Origin of the sequence: Deinococcus aestuarii, from assembly GCF_018863415.1 — a bacterium.
In the GTDB taxonomy this organism is placed as follows: domain Bacteria; phylum Deinococcota; class Deinococci; order Deinococcales; family Deinococcaceae; genus Deinococcus; species Deinococcus aestuarii.
This window is the reverse complement of the sequence record NZ_JAHKSN010000002.1, coordinates 384,946-402,540: the sequence shown is the minus strand read 5'-3', so window position 1 is coordinate 402,540 and position 17,595 is coordinate 384,946. Positions and strand designations below refer to the sequence as shown.

Genomic DNA, 17,595 nt, shown 5'->3' with positions numbered 1-17,595 from the left:
TTCGCCTCCAGGGCGCGCGCCGGAGAGGGAAAAAGCGCCGCGTGCCCGGAGTGTGACAGAAAGCCGAGTCCCTCACCGGGCGAAACATGACAGCCCCCACCTCCGGAGGGTGTTCCCCGGTCAGGCGCGAAGAGCCGTTGTTCATCCACCCGCCCCCGGAGGCGCCGAGGCCCCGTATTAGACTTCTCGGCGATGACCCAGACCCTCCCCCTGCCCGCCGCCCTGCCCGTGGACGACGCCATCGACCGGCTGGGGCTGGGCCCCTTCCAGTGGCGCCTGCTCGCCATCTGCGGCCTGACCTGGGCGGCGGACGCGATGGAGGTCCTGCTGATGGGTTTCGCCCTCCCCGGCATCAGCGCCGCGTTCGGGCTGGAGCGCGGCTCGGCCCCCGCGACCCTTCTCCTGACGGCCACCTTCGCGGGGATGCTGGTGGGTGCCCTCTTCTGGGGCTGGCTCGCCGACCGCATCGGGCGCCGCACCGTCTTCCTGACGACCGTGACGCTCGGCGTGGTCTTCGGCCTGCTCGGGGCCTTCGCGCCGGGGGTGGCGTGGCTCGTCGTCGCCCGCTTCCTGACGGGCTTCGCCATCGGCGGGACGCTCCCGGTGGACTACGCGATGATGGCCGAATTCGTGCCGACCGCGTGGCGGGGCCGCTTCCTGGTGTACCTGGAGAGCTTCTGGGCGTTGGGGACGATTGGGGTCGCCGCGCTCGCGTGGGGCCTGAGCACCGCCTTCGAGCCGGAGGTGGCCTGGCGCTGGCTCCTCGCCCTCGCGGCGTTGCCGGGGGTGGTGGGGCTGGTCGCGCGGCTGGGCATCCCCGACTCGCCCCGGTCGCTGCTCGCGCGGGGGCAACAGGGAACGGCGAGGGCGGCGCTGGAGCGGGTGGCGCGGGTGAACCGGACCACCCTCCCCGACGCGCCCCTCGCCGTGCCTCCTCCTGCTCCTCGCGTGACGCCCGCCGCGCTCTTCCGGGGAACGCTGAGCCGCCGCACCGTCCTGCTCGCGCTGATCTGGTTCGGGCTGAGCCTGGGGTATTACGGCATCTTCTCGTGGCTGCCCTCCTACCTGCGGGCGCAGGGGCTCGACCTGGGGGCCGTTTACCGCACCAGCCTCCTCCTCGCCCTCGCGCAGGTGCCGGGGTACGTGCTCGCCGCCTACCTCGTGGAGAAGGTCGGGCGGCGGGCGACGTTGGTCGGCTACCTCGCCGCGAGTGCGCTGGGCGCGTATCTCTTTCTGCTGGCGGACACGGCGAACGGAGTGCTGCTGACCTCCGCCGGGCTGTCCTTCGCGCTGCTGGGGGCGTGGGGGGCGCTGTACGCCTACACGCCCGAACTGTTCCCCACGCCGCTGAGGACGACCGGCATGGGCTTCGTGAGCGGCATGGCCCGCCTCGCCAGCGTCCTGTCGCCCAGCGTGGGGGCGCTGCTCCTCACCGGGCAGCTCGCGGTCGCGTTGACCCTCTTCGCCGTGTGCTTCGCCGTCGCCGCCGTGTGCGGGTGGGCCATCGGGGTCGAGACGCGCGGCCAGCGGCTGCCGGAGGTGGTGGGATGACCGCCTCGCCCCTCTTCACCGACCTCTACCAGCTCACGATGATGCAGGGATATTTCGCCCACGGCCTGCACGCGCAGGAGGCGGTGTTCGACCTGTATTTCCGCAAGCTGCCCTTCCAAGGCGGATTTGCCGTCTGGGCCGGACTGGAGCCCGCCCTGGATCTGCTGGAGGGGCTGCGATTTTCGGGGGACGACCTCGCCTACCTGGCGTCGTTGGGGCTCTTCACGCCCGGCTTTCTGGAGGCGTTGCATGACTGGCGCTTCACGGGCCGGGTGACCGCCTTCCGCGAGGGCCGGGTCGTCTTCCCGCACGAGCCGCTGCTCACCGTCACCGCGCCGCTGTGGGAGGCGCAACTGGTCGAGACGGCGCTGCTCAACACCCTCAACTTCCAGACCCTCGTGGCGACGAAGGCGGCCCGCTGCGTCCTCGCCGCCGGGGCGAGCCCGCACGGGGGGCAGGTCGTCGAGTTCGGCGCCCGCCGCGCGCAGGGACCGGACGGGGCCCTGAGCGCGGCCCGAGCCGCCTTCGTGGGAGGCGCCATCGGCACGAGCAACGTGGAGGCGGGGCGGAGGTACGGCATCCCCGTCAGCGGCACCCACGCCCACGCCTGGGTGGAGAGCTTCCCGGACGAGCTGGCGGCCTTTCGCGCCTACGCGAAGCTGTACCCGGACGCGACCACCCTGCTCCTCGACACGGTGGACACCCTGCGCAGCGGGTTGCCCAATGCCCTGACCGTCGCCCGTGAACTGCGCGCCTCCGGCCATGAACTCAAGGGCGTCCGGCTCGACAGCGGCGATCTCGCGTACCTGTCGCGGCACATCCGCTCGGCGCTCGACGCGGCGGATTTCCCGGACGTGCGGATCGTGGCGAGCAACGACCTCTCCGAGTCGGTCATCGCCTCCATCATCGCCGAGGGCGGGCGGGTGGACGTGTACGGGGTGGGGACCGGGCTCGTCACGGCAGGCGGGGAGGGCGGAGGGGCGCTCGGCGGCGTGTACAAGCTCGCGGCGTTGAACGGCGTGCCCAAGATGAAGCTCACGGGCGAGCCCGCCAAATCCAGCCTGCCGGGGTCGAAACGGGTCTGGCGCGCGGTCGATGAGGACGGCCAATACGCCCTCGACGTGCTCACGCTGGGGGACGAGCCCCACGCGGGCGAGCGGGTCAGCGACCCCACCAATCCCCTTCGCTCCACCCGGCTGCAAGGCGGCCTGACGTGGCAAGGCGCCCGCGAGGTCGTGATGGAGGGCGGGCGGCGCACCGGGTCACCGGAGACGTTGCCTCAGGTGCAGGCGCGGGCGCGTGAGGAACTGGGCCGCCTCCCCGCCGGGACCCTCCGCCCGCTCAATCCCCATGTCTACCGGGTGAGCCTCGGCGGGGATGTGGCCGCCCTGCGCGACCGGGTGGCCGACTCGCTGCGCGCCCACGCGGGATGAGCGGGGGGGACCGTGCCCGGTCGGCGGTCTACGTGGGCCGTTTCCAGCCGCCGCACCGGGCGCACCTGGGGACGGTGTTGGACGCCCTGGAGGCCTTCCCGCGCGTGCTCGTCCTGCTGGGCAGCGCGAACCTCGCCCGCTCGGTCCGCAACCCCTTCACGGCGGGGGAACGGGCGGGCATGTTCCGCGCGGCGCTCGGAGAAGCGGGAGTCGAACGGGGCGGCGTCCTCTTCCGCCCCCTCGCCGACCGCTTCGACGCGGACGCCTGGGCGGCGGACGTGCGGGCGGCGGCGCGCGAGGTGCTGGGTGACCTTACCCCCGCCCTCGTCGGCTTCGAGAAGGACGCGAGCACGAGCTACCTGCGCTGGTTCCCCGGCTGGGACCGCCTTCTCACCCCGTCCGTCCCCGGCCTGAACGCGACCGACCAGCGCGCGGCGTTCCTGACCGGGCGACCGCTGCCGGAGGGAGTGCCGAAGGCAGTGCGCGCCTTCCTCGCCCGCCTCGCCCTCACCCCCGCCTTCAGGCGGTTACAGGCCGAGTGGGCGGCGGTGGAGGCGGCCCGCGCGTCCCTTCCGCCCGGCGCCCAGTTGCACGAGGAACGCTGGCTGCACGTGCAGGCCGGGCAAGTCTGGCTGCACACCCGGACTGGGCCCATCGGGCGCGGCCTGTGGGAGTTGCCGGGCCGAGTCCTCCCGCCCGGCGAGGAGCCCGCTCTCCCCGCCGACGTCGTGATCGACCACCCCGCCCGCGCCCTCGTCGCCCCCACGACGGCGCACCTCTCCCTGCGGCCCGTGCCCGACTTCCTCCCGTCCCGCCCCGTGACCCTCGCCCGCGCCCTCGTCCAGCCGCGCCGCTTCCACGAGGATCACCACGTCTTGCTGACGCGCTGGCTGGCGGGGGAGTTGCGGGGCGAAGGGTAGTCACTCCCCCAGCAATTGCCGCACCCCCTGCACCGGCGTCAGCGTCCCCGCCAGCACCTCCGCCCGCAGCGACCGCAGCCGCTCGGCGTCGATCCCCGCCTGAAACGCGCGCCACGCCGCCTCCCGCAGCAACTCCCCGAACCACGCCCCGGTCTGCGCGCGGCGGCGGCGCTCCACCCGCTCCGGCTCTGAGCGGTACTCCTCCACCGCCGCCCACACCTCGTCCAGCCCGGCCCCCGTCAGTGCGGAGGCTTGCAGGGCGCGGGGTCGCCACGGCGCGTCGTGGGGGGTCAGCAGCCGCAGCGCCGCCGAGAGTTCCCGCTGGGCGACCCTCGCCGCCGCCGGGTCCGCGTCCGCCTTGTTCACCACGCACAGGTCGGCGAGTTCCATGATTCCGCGCTTGATGCCCTGAAGTTCGTCGCCCGCGTTCGGCAGGGTCAGCAGCACGAAGAGGTCCGTCATCGCCGCCACCTGCGTCTCGCTCTGGCCGACGCCCACGGTTTCGACGAGGATCACGTCGAAGCCCGCCGCCTCGCAGAGGGTGATCGCCTCGCGGGTGCGCCGCGCCACCCCGCCGAGGGTCCCGCCGCTGGGGCTCGGGCGGATGTAGGCGCCCTCGTGCACCGTCAGGGCGGGCATCCGCGTCTTGTCCCCCATGATGCTTCCGCCCGTTCGCACGCTGCTCGGATCGACCGCCAGCACGGCCACCCGGTGCCCCGCGTCCGCCAGCCGCACCCCCAGCGCCTCGATGAAGGTGGACTTGCCCACCCCCGGCACCCCCGTCAGCCCGACACGCACGCCCCGCCCGGCGTGGGGCAGGACCTGGCTCAGGAGTGTCTGCGCCTCCCGCTCGTGGTCGGGCCGGGTGGACTCGGCGAGGGTGATCGCCTTGGCGAGGGCGCGGCGTTCTCCGGCGAGGAGGGAGGCGGCGAGGGGATGTGGCGGGTCGGCGGCGGGCATGGGGGCCAGTCTGCCGCGTTTGGGGAGGGCAGCACTACTCCCGGACGCCCGTCCAGATCAACGGCGTTTCATCGGCACACAGCGGGCAGCTCTCCTCCGCGAAGGTCCGGTAAGGGTGAGGCGCGAGCGGCACGGCGGGCACGTCCGGCAAACGGGCCCCATCCCGCACCGCCCAGGCACTCAGCCCCAGCACCTCGTGCCCCCCCTCCCGCAGCGAGCGGACGAGGACGCGGGCGCCCTGCCCGGTGCAGATCAGGTCGTCCACGAGAACCACCCGCTCGCCCGGCTCCGGCACGTGCATCCGGTGGAAGACGGCCCGCTCCCCCTCCACGTTCAAGAAGGCGACGGGAAGTCCCAGGTGCCGGGCCACGAAGGCCGCGAGCACCGCGTCGCACTGGCTGGCCCCGACGATGAGGGTCGCTCCCGGAAAGGCCACGGCGATCTGCCCCGCCTGCACCGCCGCCAGCGAGTCCAACCGCGCCGGGTCGCGCGTGACCTCCCCCTTTTCCAGCCAGCCGTCGCCGTGCAGGCCGTTTCGAAAGGCCGTGTGGCCGCCGCGCCGCGTCAGGTCCAGTAGCACGCCGCACACGGTAGAGCGTAGGGACGGCGCTTCCTGACGAACTTGCCTACAAAAGGCGAGGAGCCCGCGCTCGGCAGGCTCCCCGGTGACGTACTCGGTTCGGGCTCAGGCGGGCTGGAGGTCCAGCATCCGGTTCCTCGCGTCCACAAGGACGACGCGGGGTTCGAGAAGGCGGGCCTCTTCTTCGCTGTAGTTGCCGTAGGCGGCGATGATCACCATGTCGCCGGGCTGGACCAGGTGGGCGGCGGCCCCGTTGATGCCGATGACGCCGCTGCCGCGCGGGCCGCTCAGGGCGTAGGTGCTCAGGCGGTTGCCGTTGGTGATGTTGTAGATGTCCACGCGCTCGTGGACCAGGATGTCCGCCGCGTCCAGCAGGTCCTGGTCGATGGTGACACTGCCCACGTAGTCGAGGTCCGCCTGGGTGACGGTCGCGCGGTGGATCTTGGCCCTGAACATGATGCGTTCCACAACCGGGAATTGTACGGCCCCCGCCTCGCCCCCGTCGTGACCTGATCCTTGATCTGACAGGGTGGCAAGGCTCACCCCGCCGCCGCGTTCTCCTCCGGCAGTGTGCCGTCCACGAAGACCGTTTTCTGGTCGGTGTAGTGGACCTGTCCGGCGGGAGACCCCCTGGGCCGCCACACGAACTTGACCCGGGTGTAATCCACCGGGACGTTGCTGCTCCCGCGCGCCTTGGAATGCGCGGCGGCGAGCCGGGCCGCGTACAGGATGTCGGGCAGCGCGAGGTCCCTGCCCCCCGCCCGCACGAGGACGTGGCTGCCGGGGTAGCCCTGAGCGTGGAACCAGTAGTCGAGGCTGCGCCCGATGCGGTGCGTCAGGGTCGCGTTCTCCTTGTTGTTGCGACCGACCAGCGCCTCGAAGCCCCCCGGCGTGGTGAAGCGGATGCCGTACGGACTCTTCTCGGGCCGCTCGGCCTGGAGGGTCTGCGACAGCGCCTCCAGCTCCTCCAGGCCCGCCGCGTCGAGTTGCGCAAGGCGTTCGCGGGCTTCTTCCAGCTCGGCGCGCAGGGTGGGCTCGCGCTCCGCCAGCCGCTCGTACACGTCCTCGCGGCGGCGGGCACGGGCGTAGCGTTTTTCCGCGTTCTGCACGGCGGAAAGCTGCGGGTCGAGCGCCACGGGCACCTCGCCGCTGCCGTCGAAGGCGGGCAGGAGGGCGGAGGCCGTGCCGGGCTCCACCGTGTGCGCGTACGCCATCAGCAGGTCGGCCTCGGTGCGGTCCTGCGCGGCGTTGTCCAGCCCCGCCTCCGCCCGCGTCACGTCGGCGAGCTGGTTCTGCACCAGGGTCAGCCGCTTCTCCAGCGGCTCGCGCAGGGCCTTGCGGAGCCCTGCGGCCTTCTCCGCCCGCGCCGCCTCGCGCGCCCCCTCCCGCATCGTCCCCTCGCTGACGGTGGGGTCCTCCACCAGGGAACGCAGGGCCGCCAGCGCCCCCGGCCAGCGGTCGCCCGGCGCCTCGTCGGGGGAGAGCCCCGTGCGGCGGACGAGTTCGGCGCCGAGCAGGAGGCCCAGCCCATCCACCCGTTCCCGCCACCTGCCGACGGGGAGGGTGGCGAGAGAGCGGGCGTCCTCCCCCGTCATCAGGCGCGGGTCGAGCTTCTCGTAGGGGGGCGGCGGCGTGTAGACCCCGCCCGTCCGCACCGTGCGGAAGCGGTTGCGGCTTCCGGTGATCTCGCGGGCGGCGAGGACGATCCGCCCCTCGAAGCCCTCGCCCGCCTCCAGCACGAGGAGGTTGGCGTTGCGGCCCGTCACCTCGAAGAGCATCCGAACCGGGGGCTGGTCCACGAAGCCCGTCTCGCCCGCGAAGTGCAGCGCGAACACCCGGTCGAGCTTGAGCTGCTCGGCTTTCAAGAGGTCCCCGCGCACCCGGTTCGCCAGATACCGCTGGAACCCGTTGTGCGGGTCACCCCTCATCCGCTCGCGCGACAAGAAGACCACGGGCTGCGGTGGCCGGTACGAGAGCACGAGGTTCCCCACCCCGTCGAGGAGCAGCGCGGCGGTCGTCTCGTCGGGGAAGGCCCAGCCCAGCGTCCGGGCGGGCAGGTGCTTCGAGAGGTCCCGCAGCACCCGGGCGAGCATCAGCCCTTCCATAGGGGCTCCTCGGCGGTCGGTCGGGGGTCGCGCTTCATCGGGGCATGGTAGCGGCTCGGGGCGGGGAGGTGGGCCATGACAAAACCGCCCCGGCAAGGGCGGCAGGAAAGGTGGAGAAAAGGGTGCAACCGGGAGCGAGGGCTTTACTTCAGGGCTTGGAGGACCGCCGCGAGGCCGGTGAGCAGGGTTCCGAGGGCCGCGATGATCACGGCGACCTCACCTGCTGTTGGCTTTCGCGGGCGTTTCGGTGTATCCTTACGTTGTTTACCCATAAGGATTCACCTCCTTTCTGCACCCGAGCGGCAACTCGGGTGCTTTCGCTTGTACCCGTGTTGCGCCCCCCACCCGGTTGTCATGCACCCCGTCCCGTGAAGGGACAAGGGGACTCTACCTCATTCCGGGAGCATGGACGGGCGGTTCCCACGCTGCCCAACCGAGCTTCCCCTAGCCAAAACGAGAGGTAGGCCCCGTGAGGCCCACCCCTCCCTCTTCCTGCCCGCTTACCAGAAGTTGCCGATGCGGAAGTAGAACTTGCTGCTGGTGTTCTGGGGGCTGTAGCCGTAGTCGAAACGCAGGGAAGGCAGCCGCGCCCCGCCGAAACCCAGGTTGAGCTGCACGCCCGCGCCGAAGCCGTAGTTCAGGCTGAAGGCCTCGCCGTCGTTCCAGGCATCGCCCGCGTCGGCGAAGAGGACGCCGTAAACGCCCTGGGTAAACGAGTTCGTGAGGTTGAAGTCGTAACGGTATTCGGCGCTGGCGGTGAAGTAGTTCGTGCCAAAAAGCTGGTTGTTCTCCAGCCCGCGCAGTTGCCGGGCCGCGACCGGGGTGCTGCCGCCGCCCACGTAGTAGCCCGTGCCGCTGGGGGTGGTGCCGTTGATCGTGCCCGCGTTCGCCCGCACGGCGACCGCCTGCTGGCGGGTCTGCACGCCGAAGCCCTTGTCGAGGGTGCGGCCCAGCCCGAAGTAGGTGCTCACGCCGCCCTCGATGTCGGTCCAGCTCACCGGAGTGGCCCCCGAGACGCCGAAGTTGTACGAGAGGTCGGTGTTCGCGCGCACGCCCCGGCTGGGGAACTCGGGGTTGTCGGTCGTGTCGTAGTTCAGCCCGGTGCGCAGGCTGGTCGTGCGTGTGGCGGGCGTCAGGAGGGCCCGCGCCTGCTCGTCGGTGGTGGCGCTCGTCTCGTCGCCCTCCAGCCCCTCGAGGAAGTAGGTGCGGTAGCTCGTTCCCACGCCCACCGAGCCCGTCAGGTTGCGGGTGAGGTTGCGCCCCACGCTCACGCTGAAGCCGGTCGTGCGCACCGTGTACTGGCGCCCGGTGTCCTCGTCCGCGCCCGTGGTCGTGTTCTCCTGCGTCAGCGGCAGGTTGCCCGCCACCGAACTTCCCACCGAGGCCGTCAGGCTGGTGCGCCTTTCGCGGAAATCGAGGAAGTTCAGGTCCAGCCACGGAATCGTGTACGAGACGTTGCCCACGAGGTTCTGCCCCGCGTCGTTCTGCTGGGCGCCCGCCGTCACGCTGGCGTTGTGCCCCAGGCCGAAGACATTCGGGTTGCTGTAAGACGCCTCGCCGCCGAAGCCCGTCAGGCTGTCGTAGGAGAGCGCCAGGCTCACCGGGATGCCCTGGTTGGCCTCCGCCACGGTCAGCACGTAGGTCACGCTCTCGGGGTTTTGCGGATCGCTGCGGACGTTCTCACCCACGACCTGCACGTAGCCCAGGCGGCTCACGTTGGCGAGCCCGGCGCGCAGGTCGTTGAGGTTGAACAGGCCCCCCGGCTTCGGCAGCTCGCGCAGCACCACCCGGTCCTGGGTGCGGTGGTTGCCCTGCCACTGGAGCTCGTACCCGGCGAGGCGCACCTCGCGCAGGTTGAAGGTCAAGGTGCCGTTCTCGAAGGTGATCGCGTCGCGCGTGCTGACCTCGTACCCGGCCTTGCGGTAGGCGTCACGGATCGCCAGGAAGTCCTCCTGCGCGAGCTGGGGCGAGTACACGTCGCCCACCTTCGTCTTCACGGCGGCGGCGAGGGTGGCGGTGGGCACCCGCGTGTTGCCCCGGAAGGCGATTGCGCGCACCGGCCCGGTCGCCACCTCGGCGGCCCCGAAGTACACGGCGGCCTGCCCGGGGTTCTGCGGATCGGGTTGCAGCGCGAAGCCCACCGGCTTGCCCGTCGCGTTCGACAAGGCCCGCACGTCCGCCTGGATGCGCGAGAGCACGAGCGGCTGCCCCGCCCGCGTCTGGAGGGCGGGCGTGGCCGTCCCGGCGGGCAGGCCCAGCGCGTCGAGGTTCACGGCGCTCGCCCTGCCCTCGACCACCCGCACGCGCAGCACCCCGTTCTCCAGGGTGGTCGCCGCCGTATTCACGCCGCTCTGGAGATATCCGGCGGTGCTGTAGGCCCGTTGCAGCCCCTCGACGGCGGCGTAGTAGGCGGGCACGGTGAAGCGCTTGGCGTCGTAGAGCGGGCGGAAGAGGTTCGTCACCGTCTCGCGGGGGATCAGGGTCACGCCCTCGACCTCCACGCGGGTCACGGGGGCCGTCTCGTCCACCACGAAGTTGACGTTGACCGTGCCGTCGCGCTGCGTCTGGGTCTGCGCGCTGATGCTGGGCACGAAGGGGAAGCCCTCCGAGCGGAAGTTCTGCGCCAGCGCCTCCTTGGCCTGGTCGAGCCGCCCGGTGTTCAGCGTGGCGCCGGGCGCGATGTTGAGCAGTTCGGCGATGCTCGACTTGAAGCCCTCGGTGGGGAGGAAGGTCAGCCCGGAGACGTCCACCTTCCCGATGGTCGCGTTGGGCGTGACGGTGATCACCAGCGTGTCGCGCCCGCCGATGGTCCGCAGGTCGGCGGTGGCGGTCTTGAAGTACCCGGTGGCGAGCACGTCCTGTTCGACGAGGCGCAGGTTGACGCTGGAGAGCGCGGCGCCCGGCTGGACGCTGAGGGTGGCCTTGACGTAATTCGAGAGCAGGTCGTTGGTGCCGTTGACCACCACGTCCTGCACGGTGGCGGCGGTCTGCGCCACGGCGACCGGAGCGGCGAGGACAAGGGTGAGGGCGAGGGTGTGGGGATGTCGCATACTTCTCCTAGTCTGGCACGGGGCGGCGGCGCTCTCCCCGGCAAGGTGCCGCAGATGGACACGGAACCTCACCTTTCCCGCTCCAGGGCTGAGAAAGGTGAAGGAGACTTGACGCGCCCTCCACCTCCGGCGCCCGCCTGGACGCGCCCCCCCGCCCCGGCCCACAATGTCGGGCGTGCGCCCTGCCCCTCACCTCTCCCCGGGTCCCCCCCGATGAGCCTGCCCGAGGTCCTGGCCGGACTGCGAGGGGCCGAGGCCGCCTCGGGCCGCCCGCCCGGCAGCGCGCGCCTCGTCGCCGTCACGAAGGGGCAGCCGCTCGCCGCGATCCGGGACCACGTGCTCGCCCACGCCGGGCTCCAGCCGGGAGGCTTCCCCCTCGGCGAGGGCCGCGCCCAGGAGCTGCGCGACAAGGTGGCCGAGTTCGAGGCGGCGGGGGTCACGGGGACCGAGTGGCCCAAGATCGAGTGGCACTACATCGGGCCGTTGCAACTCAACAAGGTCAAGTACATGCGGGCGGTGACGCTGGTCCACGCGCTGGAGGACGTGCGGCAGGCCCAGGCCCTCGCCGACCTCGCCGCGAAGTGGGGCCGCGCGCCGGACGTGCTGCTCCAGCTCCACAACGGCGAGCCGCAGAAGCACGGCGTTGCCCCGGGGGACCTGCGTGCCGTGTATGACGGCGTGAGGGCGACCGGCCTCACCGTGCGCGGCCTGATGGTGATGGCGCCTGATACGGAGGACGAGGCGGCGACCTCGCGCGTCTTCGAGGACACGGCCCGCCGGGCGCACGACCTCGGGCTCGGGGAACTCAGCATGGGGATGAGCGGCGACTACCCACTGGCCGTCCGGGCCGGGGCGACCCTCGTGCGGGTGGGCACGCGGCTCTTCTCATGACGCCCGGGCCCATCATGAAGCCGCCATGAACGTTTCCATCCCATCCTCGCCCCTTCCCGCGTCCGACCCTGGCCTGAGCCCCCGCGACGTCCGCTACCAGGAGTTTCCCAGCCGCCTCCAGGGCCTCGACCGCGCGAGCGTGCGCGCCTTCCTGGGCCGGGTGGCGGACGGGCTCGAAAATCTGCTCAAGGAACGGCAGGCCCTGCAAGGCCGCCTCGCCGCGCTGGAGGCCGAACTCGAAAGCCGCCGCGAGGCCGAGGACGCGATTCGCCGGGCGGTGGTCGCCGCCGAGCACATGGGCCGCGACCTGCGCGAGGCGGCCCAGCGCGAGGGCGAGGCCCTGATCGAGCAGGCCCAGGCCCGCCGCGAGGCCGTCGACCGCGAGGGGGAGGCCCGCGCCGCCGAGCTGACGGCCCTGCACCGCGCCCGCCTGAGCGAGCTGGAAGACGAGTTCCGGGGGCGCCGCTCGGAGCTGGAGCGCGAGCACCACGTCCTCACCCTGGAGCGCGACCGGGCGCACGCCGAGCGCACGGTCTACCTGGAGCGGGCCTACAGCGAGCGCCACGCCGACCTCACCGCCCGCCTGAGCGCCGCCCGGGGCGAATACCTGCAATTCGTGGCCCAGTACCGCGCCCTCGTCCACGCCTTCGCGGAGATGAGCACCCGCCACCTCCCCCACGTGGACGACCCGGCCCTGCCCGCCGGGGCCCCCCTCGACCTCCACGCCCGCGCCGTTCCCCTCCCCGGGGAGCACGAGACGGCCCACGAGTCCCGGTCGGAGGTCCAGCCAGCGGAGGTCCAGCCGTCGCCGTAGTGCCCGCTCAGGCGTCCACGCGCCGCGCCCAGAACCGGGCTCTTCTCCTGACGGAGGACCAGGCGTTTCCTGGCTTTGAGTGAGCGGTTTCGTGGGTCACACGCCCCCTCTCCCGCAAGGGGAGAGGATCAAAAACCTTCCGCCAGCGGCAATTTCCACCCTCCTTTGCCGACTCGATCTGGTGAACCTGGTCAAGATAAAAGCCTGGCCCAGAACCGCTCGACTTGAACGCCTGGGCTCAGCCATACCAGGGCCACCCGCGCGCCCATCCCCCACAGCACCGCCGCCTGCCCGAACTCGCCGCCCCACCCGACAGTCTGCCGCAGGGTCGCGCCGGGGACGATGAGTGCCGCCTCCTCCCACTCGCCCTCCCCGTTGACGGCCGGGAGAGGGGAGAGGCCCGCCGCCGTGACCCGGGCCAGCAGCTTGGCCCCGGCCCGCGCGTTGTCCCCATTCCCCGCCCTCCGCCCACCCGGATTCCACGCCGTGACGACGGCCCAGCGGCCCCGCGCCCACGGAGGGCTCAGGCCGCGTTCCCCCGACAGCCGGAAGCGCTCGCCCGGGGTGCCGTACGTCGTGGCGAGAAAGGCGGCCCGCTGTTCCGGGTTCCCCCCGCTCACGGGCGACGGACGGGGGCGTCTACGTTCAGCAGGCCCGCGCCCCGGAATTGCAGGGTGAGCCTCACGCGCTGCCCCGGCTGGAAGCTGCCCCCCAGGGCCACCCGGTACGGCGTGTCCCCGTTGACGAGCAGCGTGCCCGGAAGGGGAATGGCGGGAACGGCCACGCACAGCGGCGTGCATCTCAGGAGCCGGGCGCGGCCCTGAGGGCTCCACACGCCGGTCAGCTCGTCCGCCCCCGCCGCCGTGACCCGCCCCTCCAGCACCGCCCCCGCGAAGGCCGGGCGCAAGGTCACCTCCGCCGTGGGTGACCGCGCCGCCAGCCCCGCGCCCAGGGCGGCGAGCAGGGCGAGGGGAAGGGCACGCCTCACTCCCCCTCCTCCCCGTCCTCCGGCTCGCCCGCCGCCGCGTCCACGTCCGTTTTCATCAGCTCGCGCAGGACACTGGTGGCGAAGCTGCCCCGGGGCAGGGTGAAGGCCACCGCGTAGCCGTCCTCCCCGGGCCGGACCTCGGCGCCCTCCAGAAACACGCGCGTCAGGCGGCGGTCCCCCCGGCGGGAGGCGAAGACCTCGGGGGTCAGGCCGAATTCAGCGAGCGCCTCGCGTTCCAGCTCGCCCGCGTCCAGGGTCAGGGGCCTCGCCTTCTTCCCGAAGAGGGTGCCCGTGGCGCTCACCTCGCCCCGCTCGGCGCGGGGGGACTCGGCGGCAGGGTCCTCGACGAGGAAGACGCCGCCCGTATCGTGCTTCTTCGCCATGTCGCCAGCGAGGAGGCGGTCGAAGAGGCCGCGCGCGAGCCGCAGGCTCAGGAAACGATTGAACACCAGGCTCTGCACGCTCGTCGTGAGGAAGCGCCGGACGCGGGGGTCGCGCAGCCTCGACTCGCCGCGCAGCACCCGCAATCCCTCCTCCGCGTTCAGGCCCCGGAGCCCGAAGCGTTGCGGCCCGAAGTAGTTCGGCACCCCCCGCGCCACGAGGAGGGCGAGGGTCGCCGCCGCCGTGTCCGCCGTGCCCGGCGCCTCCCGCACCCGCACCACGAAGCGGTTGCCGCGCAGGTGGCCCAGCCCGAGCTTGTTGGTGTGCCGCGTCGTTTCCAACACCCGTACCCCGTCCATCCTGAAGGCGGGCAGCCGCTCCCCGTATCTTGCGGGCACGCTGACCCACTGGGTCGTGACGGCGTGCCGGTCCTTGAGCCCCGCCACCCCCACGTCGCGGTCGCGCACGCCGAGCTGCGCGCAGAGTTCGCGCACCACGTGGGCGGTCGTGTGCCCGGTCTTTTCCAGGTGGAGGTAGAGGTGCTCGCCCTCGCCGGACAGGGGATAGGCGGGCACCTCCTCGACGCGGAAGTCCTCCGGCGTGGCCCGCAGCCGTCCCCCCGTGCCGGGTGTGTCCGTCAGCGCGGCGAGGGCCGACCAGTCGAAAGCGAGACTCACGATGGCGCCCACCATACGCCGGGGCGGGGAGGGGGGTCCAGTGTGGGGGAGTCAGTTGGGGAGAGGGCCGCTCTTCTGCTCCTCCCCCCTTGTGGGGGAGGCTGGGAGGGGGGAAACGCAAGCGCCATACCAGCGCGGCGGGAATACGGCTGCCTCGATCTTCCCGCTGGCCCTGGGACGCCGTGCCCGCTCACCCCCTCCTAACCTCCCCCCTCTGCAAGCAGCTCTGCGAGTCGAGGGGGAGGGCTTGAAGGGTACCGGCCTCCGCCCCCTTAGTTCAGCACCCGCGAGTCCGCGTAGGCGGGCGGGGTCCAGTCCGCGCTGAAGAGCCGGGGCTCGGCCTTTGCGCCCCGCCCCTCGGGGACGTACCAGACGCGCACGCCGCCCGCGCGCGCGCCCAGCGGCAGGAAGGCGCTCTGCCCGGCGGCGAGGCGGTTCAGGGGTGAGCCGGCCTCGTCACGCACCCGCAGCCAGGCGTTGACGCCGGAGGGAGACCAGCCCGCCACCCGCACCGGCCCGCTCGACACGTTCACCAGCCGCGCGCCCCGCTCGGTCAGGGTGACGCTGAGGTCGGGCCACTCGGGCCGCCGCACCCGCCCGAAGCGGACCTCCAGCCCCGGCAGCCGGGAGGCGGGGCGCCTGGCCGGGAACAGCCCCGCCGTGAGCAGCCCGCCCAGCCCCGCCAGCAGGGCGGCGAGCGCGGCGGTGACGGAGACCCCGGTGCCCCCCTGCGCGGCGACCAGGCCGAGCAGGGTCAGGCCGCTCAGCAGGAAGGTCAGCGGCCAAGCCCAGCCGGGCCGCTCGCGGGTGGGACGAAAGGCCCCCGGCCAGAACTCCGCCAGCAGCAGCAGGGCCGCCCCCACCCCGAAGAGGGCGGGCACGTCGGTGAGCGGGGTCAGCCACAGCAGCGCCAGGCCGGGCACCGCCCACCACGCCGCGCGCGGCACCCACCGTCGCCGCGCCTCGCCCGCCACCCGCCACAGCCAGTACGCCGCGATGAGGCCCAGCGCCAGGGCGTAGGGCAGGGTCAGGCGCGAGATGGGCGCCAGGGTCAGCCACCCGTCCACGGCCTCAGCTCCCCCCTCCCGGCTGGCCGTGCCGCGCGACCTCGAAGGCGAGGTGGCCGAGTTCGCCCTGCAGCAGGCCCGTCCAGGCCGTCTGCACGGCGTTGAGGCTGCCCGGCAGGGCGAAGAGGAGGGTGCCCCCCGCCAGGCCCCCGACCGCCCGCGACAGCATCGCCGCGCCGCCGACCTCGCGGTAGGAGAGCATCCGGAACAGTTCCCCGAAGCCCGGCATCGGCTTGGTGAGCAGCGACTCCACGACCGGGATCGTCACGTCCCGCCCGGTGATGCCCGTGCCGCCGCTGGAGATCACGACCACGGCGCCCCGCATCAGCTCGCCCAGAGCGAGGCGGATGCCCTCGGCCTCGTCACGCACGATGCGGTAGCCGGTGACCTCGTGCCCGGCCCCGCGCAGTTCGGAGAGCAGGTACGCGCCGCTCGTGTCGGTCTCGGGGGTGCGCGTGTCGCTCACGGTGAGCACGGCGGCCCGCACGGCTCTCGGCGCGGCCGCGTGGTGCTCGGTGGGCGGCGGGTGGGGGGCGGGGGCGTCCGTCATGCCCGGCACGATACGCCGGGGAGGGGTGGGGGCGGGGTGGACCACTTCACCGTGCCACGCCACCGTGCGGCCTCGCGGCCGGGGCCCGGCCCGTATACTTGACCGCGTGAAGCCCATCGGCCCCTACGTCGCCGCACGTGACCTGACGGGCGACCTGCCCGGGGGTGGGGTGCGGACCTTGCGCGCGACCGACCGCCTCACCGGGATGCCGGTGCTGCTGCATGTGCTTGACCGGGTGGTGATCCTGCCCGAGCTGCCCCACGCCCCGGCGCTGCTCCCCTTCACCGACTCCGGGGTGGACGGTGTGGCGGTCTACCTCGTCACCGAACTGCCCCCCCACGCCGTCCCCGCCTCCGACCCCCTTCTCGCCGCCCGCGGGGCGCTCGCCGGGCTGGCCGCCCTGCACGAGGCGGGCCTCATCCACGGCGGGGTGGGGCCCGCCCAGTTGTGGAGCGTGGACGGCCGGGTGGCCCTCGCCGGGGCCGGGCTGCCCTGGGGCCGGGGCCAGACCCCGGAGGACGACCTGCGCGACCTCGCCGCGACCCTGGAGGCCCTCGGCGGCGTCCCCGCGCCGCTGCGAGACGCCTCCGGGACCTCCTCCGGGACCTCCTCCGCCCGCGACCTCCTGGCCCGGCTGGAGCGACCCGCCGCGTCCTCTCCCGCCCACGTCCACGACGGCACGCCCATCGTGCTGGGTCAGGTGGACCCGGGTGAGGCGACGCCGGAGGAGCCGGGACCGTCCGGCCGCAAGGGGGGCCAGAGCGCGTGGCGGCTGCCGAATCTTCATCGGTCGTCCGGGGCGGAGGTCGCCCCACGGGAGTCCGGTCCGGCGGACGGCCCCGCCGCCGTTCGGGTGCCGGTGGTCGAGCCCGTGGCGCCCGAGGTCCCCAGGGTGGTCCGGGTGGCTGCCCGGGGTGAGGAAGCGGCCCGCGAGGTCGTCACGGCGCCGCCCCTGGTGGACATTCAGCTCGGGGAGGCCGACCTGGAGGCGCTGGCCGCCGATCAGCAGGACCTGGCGTCCGTGCGCGAGAGCCTGCGCGAGACGGCGGGGCTGCCCCCCGAGCCCGACTCGCTCATCGCCGCCGCGATCCGCCACCAGGCGGAGGGGCATACCCGCCCGGCCGCGAGCGGGGGCGCCACGCCCCGGCGCGTGGTGGACAAGCCCATCCGCATCGGCTGGGAGGACGACCACTCGTGGCGGGTGGTCCGGGCCGGGCAGAACCCGTCCTCCCGGGCCCGGGGCGCGCCGCGCTGGCTGGGCCCCGCCCTGGCGCTGGCGGCCCTGCTGCTGCTCGTGGTGCTGGTGTGGGCGCTGCTCGCCGCCCGGGCCTCCCGCGCTGAGGTCGCTGCTCCCCAGGCGCAATTGGCGCAGGCCTGCTGCGACGTGCGCTTCACCGTGCGCGGCGGGGCGGGCGTGCCCGTGCGCCTGAGCGTCGTGGCGGCCCCCGGGGGCTCGGGCGTGCCGTCCGGGGCTCACGTCGGCACCGTTCCCGGCCCGGTGCGGCTGCCCGGCCCCGGCACCTACACCCTGCGCGTCGCCGCGGAGGGCTACGCGCCCAGCACGGTCACGGTCACCGCCCCGACCTCGCAGCCCATCGCCATCGACCTCGGGTTCTGAGGGTGGGTCC

Annotated in this window: 16 protein-coding genes; 6 read left to right on the top strand and 10 right to left on the bottom strand. The window is 73.1% G+C overall.

What is annotated here, in order from left to right:
- Positions 1-192 precede the first annotated feature (192 nt).
- The 3 genes from IC605_RS05115 to IC605_RS05105 are packed head-to-tail and all read left to right on the top strand — an operon-like array spanning position 193 to position 3,904.
- Positions 193-1,551: an MFS transporter gene (locus IC605_RS05115; protein WP_216319861.1), complete on the top strand. Its 1,359-nt coding sequence runs from the start codon at positions 193-195 to the stop codon at positions 1,549-1,551.
- Positions 1,548-2,984 carry a nicotinate phosphoribosyltransferase gene (locus tag IC605_RS05110; RefSeq protein ID WP_216319858.1) on the top strand — a complete coding sequence of 479 codons (1,437 nt, stop codon included), beginning with the start codon at positions 1,548-1,550 and terminating at the stop codon, positions 2,982-2,984. The genes IC605_RS05115 and IC605_RS05110 overlap by 4 nt, the downstream gene beginning before the upstream one ends.
- A complete protein-coding gene (locus IC605_RS05105) occupies positions 2,981-3,904 on the top strand; it encodes an adenylyltransferase/cytidyltransferase family protein (protein WP_216319856.1) in 924 nt (307 codons plus the stop codon). The genes IC605_RS05110 and IC605_RS05105 overlap by 4 nt, the downstream gene beginning before the upstream one ends.
- On the opposite strand, the gene meaB is transcribed toward IC605_RS05105, so the two are convergent.
- The 5 genes from meaB to IC605_RS05080 all read right to left on the bottom strand — a co-directional run bounded on the left by meaB (position 3,905) and on the right by IC605_RS05080 (position 10,599).
- A complete protein-coding gene (meaB, locus tag IC605_RS05100; RefSeq protein WP_216319853.1) occupies positions 3,905-4,864 on the bottom strand; it encodes a methylmalonyl Co-A mutase-associated GTPase MeaB in 960 nt (319 codons plus the stop codon). It abuts the gene before it with no gap.
- Between the two features lie 34 nt (positions 4,865-4,898).
- Positions 4,899-5,444, bottom strand: coding sequence for a type I phosphoribosyltransferase (locus tag IC605_RS05095; RefSeq protein WP_343216508.1), 546 nt, complete (start codon positions 5,442-5,444; stop codon positions 4,899-4,901).
- 105 nt (positions 5,445-5,549) lie between these two features.
- Positions 5,550-5,912: an aspartate 1-decarboxylase gene (gene panD, locus IC605_RS05090; protein ID WP_216319846.1), complete on the bottom strand. Its 363-nt coding sequence runs from the start codon at positions 5,910-5,912 to the stop codon at positions 5,550-5,552.
- 71 nt (positions 5,913-5,983) lie between these two features.
- Positions 5,984-7,549 (bottom strand): Rqc2 family fibronectin-binding protein, encoded by a 1,566-nt coding sequence (locus tag IC605_RS05085; RefSeq protein ID WP_216319844.1) that lies wholly within the window; start codon positions 7,547-7,549, stop codon positions 5,984-5,986.
- Positions 7,550-8,049: 500 nt separating this feature from the next.
- Positions 8,050-10,599, bottom strand: coding sequence for a BamA/OMP85 family outer membrane protein (locus tag IC605_RS05080; protein ID WP_216319841.1), 2,550 nt, complete (start codon positions 10,597-10,599; stop codon positions 8,050-8,052).
- Positions 10,600-10,812: 213 nt separating this feature from the next.
- On the opposite strand from IC605_RS05080, the gene IC605_RS05075 reads away from it, so the two are divergent.
- Together IC605_RS05075 and IC605_RS05070 are read left to right on the top strand one after the other, a co-directional pair.
- Entirely contained in the window at positions 10,813-11,490 is a 678-nt protein-coding gene (locus tag IC605_RS05075; protein ID WP_216319838.1) for a YggS family pyridoxal phosphate enzyme, read from the top strand.
- Between the two features lie 25 nt (positions 11,491-11,515).
- Positions 11,516-12,304, top strand: coding sequence for a DivIVA domain-containing protein (locus IC605_RS05070; RefSeq protein ID WP_216319835.1), 789 nt, complete (start codon positions 11,516-11,518; stop codon positions 12,302-12,304).
- Positions 12,305-12,495: 191 nt separating this feature from the next.
- Here the strand turns inward: IC605_RS05070 and IC605_RS05065 are convergent, their stop codons facing one another.
- From IC605_RS05065 to IC605_RS05045, 5 genes are all read right to left on the bottom strand, one after another.
- Positions 12,496-12,924, bottom strand: coding sequence for a DUF3293 domain-containing protein (locus IC605_RS05065; protein ID WP_216319832.1), 429 nt, complete (start codon positions 12,922-12,924; stop codon positions 12,496-12,498).
- Positions 12,921-13,292, bottom strand: coding sequence for a hypothetical protein (locus IC605_RS05060; protein ID WP_216319829.1), 372 nt, complete (start codon positions 13,290-13,292; stop codon positions 12,921-12,923). The genes IC605_RS05065 and IC605_RS05060 overlap by 4 nt, the downstream gene beginning before the upstream one ends.
- On the bottom strand, positions 13,289-14,365 hold the full coding sequence (gene truD / locus IC605_RS05055) for a tRNA pseudouridine(13) synthase TruD (protein ID WP_216319826.1): 1,077 nt from the start codon (positions 14,363-14,365) through the stop codon (positions 13,289-13,291). Before truD ends, IC605_RS05060 begins: the two co-directional genes overlap by 4 nt.
- Before the next feature lie 257 nt (positions 14,366-14,622).
- Positions 14,623-15,417 carry a hypothetical protein gene (locus tag IC605_RS05050; protein ID WP_216319823.1) on the bottom strand — a complete coding sequence of 265 codons (795 nt, stop codon included), beginning with the start codon at positions 15,415-15,417 and terminating at the stop codon, positions 14,623-14,625.
- A 4-nt stretch (positions 15,418-15,421) separates the two neighbouring features.
- On the bottom strand, positions 15,422-15,967 hold the full coding sequence (locus IC605_RS05045; RefSeq protein WP_216319820.1) for a MogA/MoaB family molybdenum cofactor biosynthesis protein: 546 nt from the start codon (positions 15,965-15,967) through the stop codon (positions 15,422-15,424).
- A gap of 106 nt (positions 15,968-16,073) precedes the next feature.
- Here IC605_RS05045 and IC605_RS24990 point away from each other — a divergent pair, with 106 nt between their 5' ends.
- Positions 16,074-17,585, top strand: coding sequence for a hypothetical protein (locus tag IC605_RS24990; RefSeq protein ID WP_216319817.1), 1,512 nt, complete (start codon positions 16,074-16,076; stop codon positions 17,583-17,585).
- The last annotated feature ends 10 nt before the right edge of the window (positions 17,586-17,595 follow it).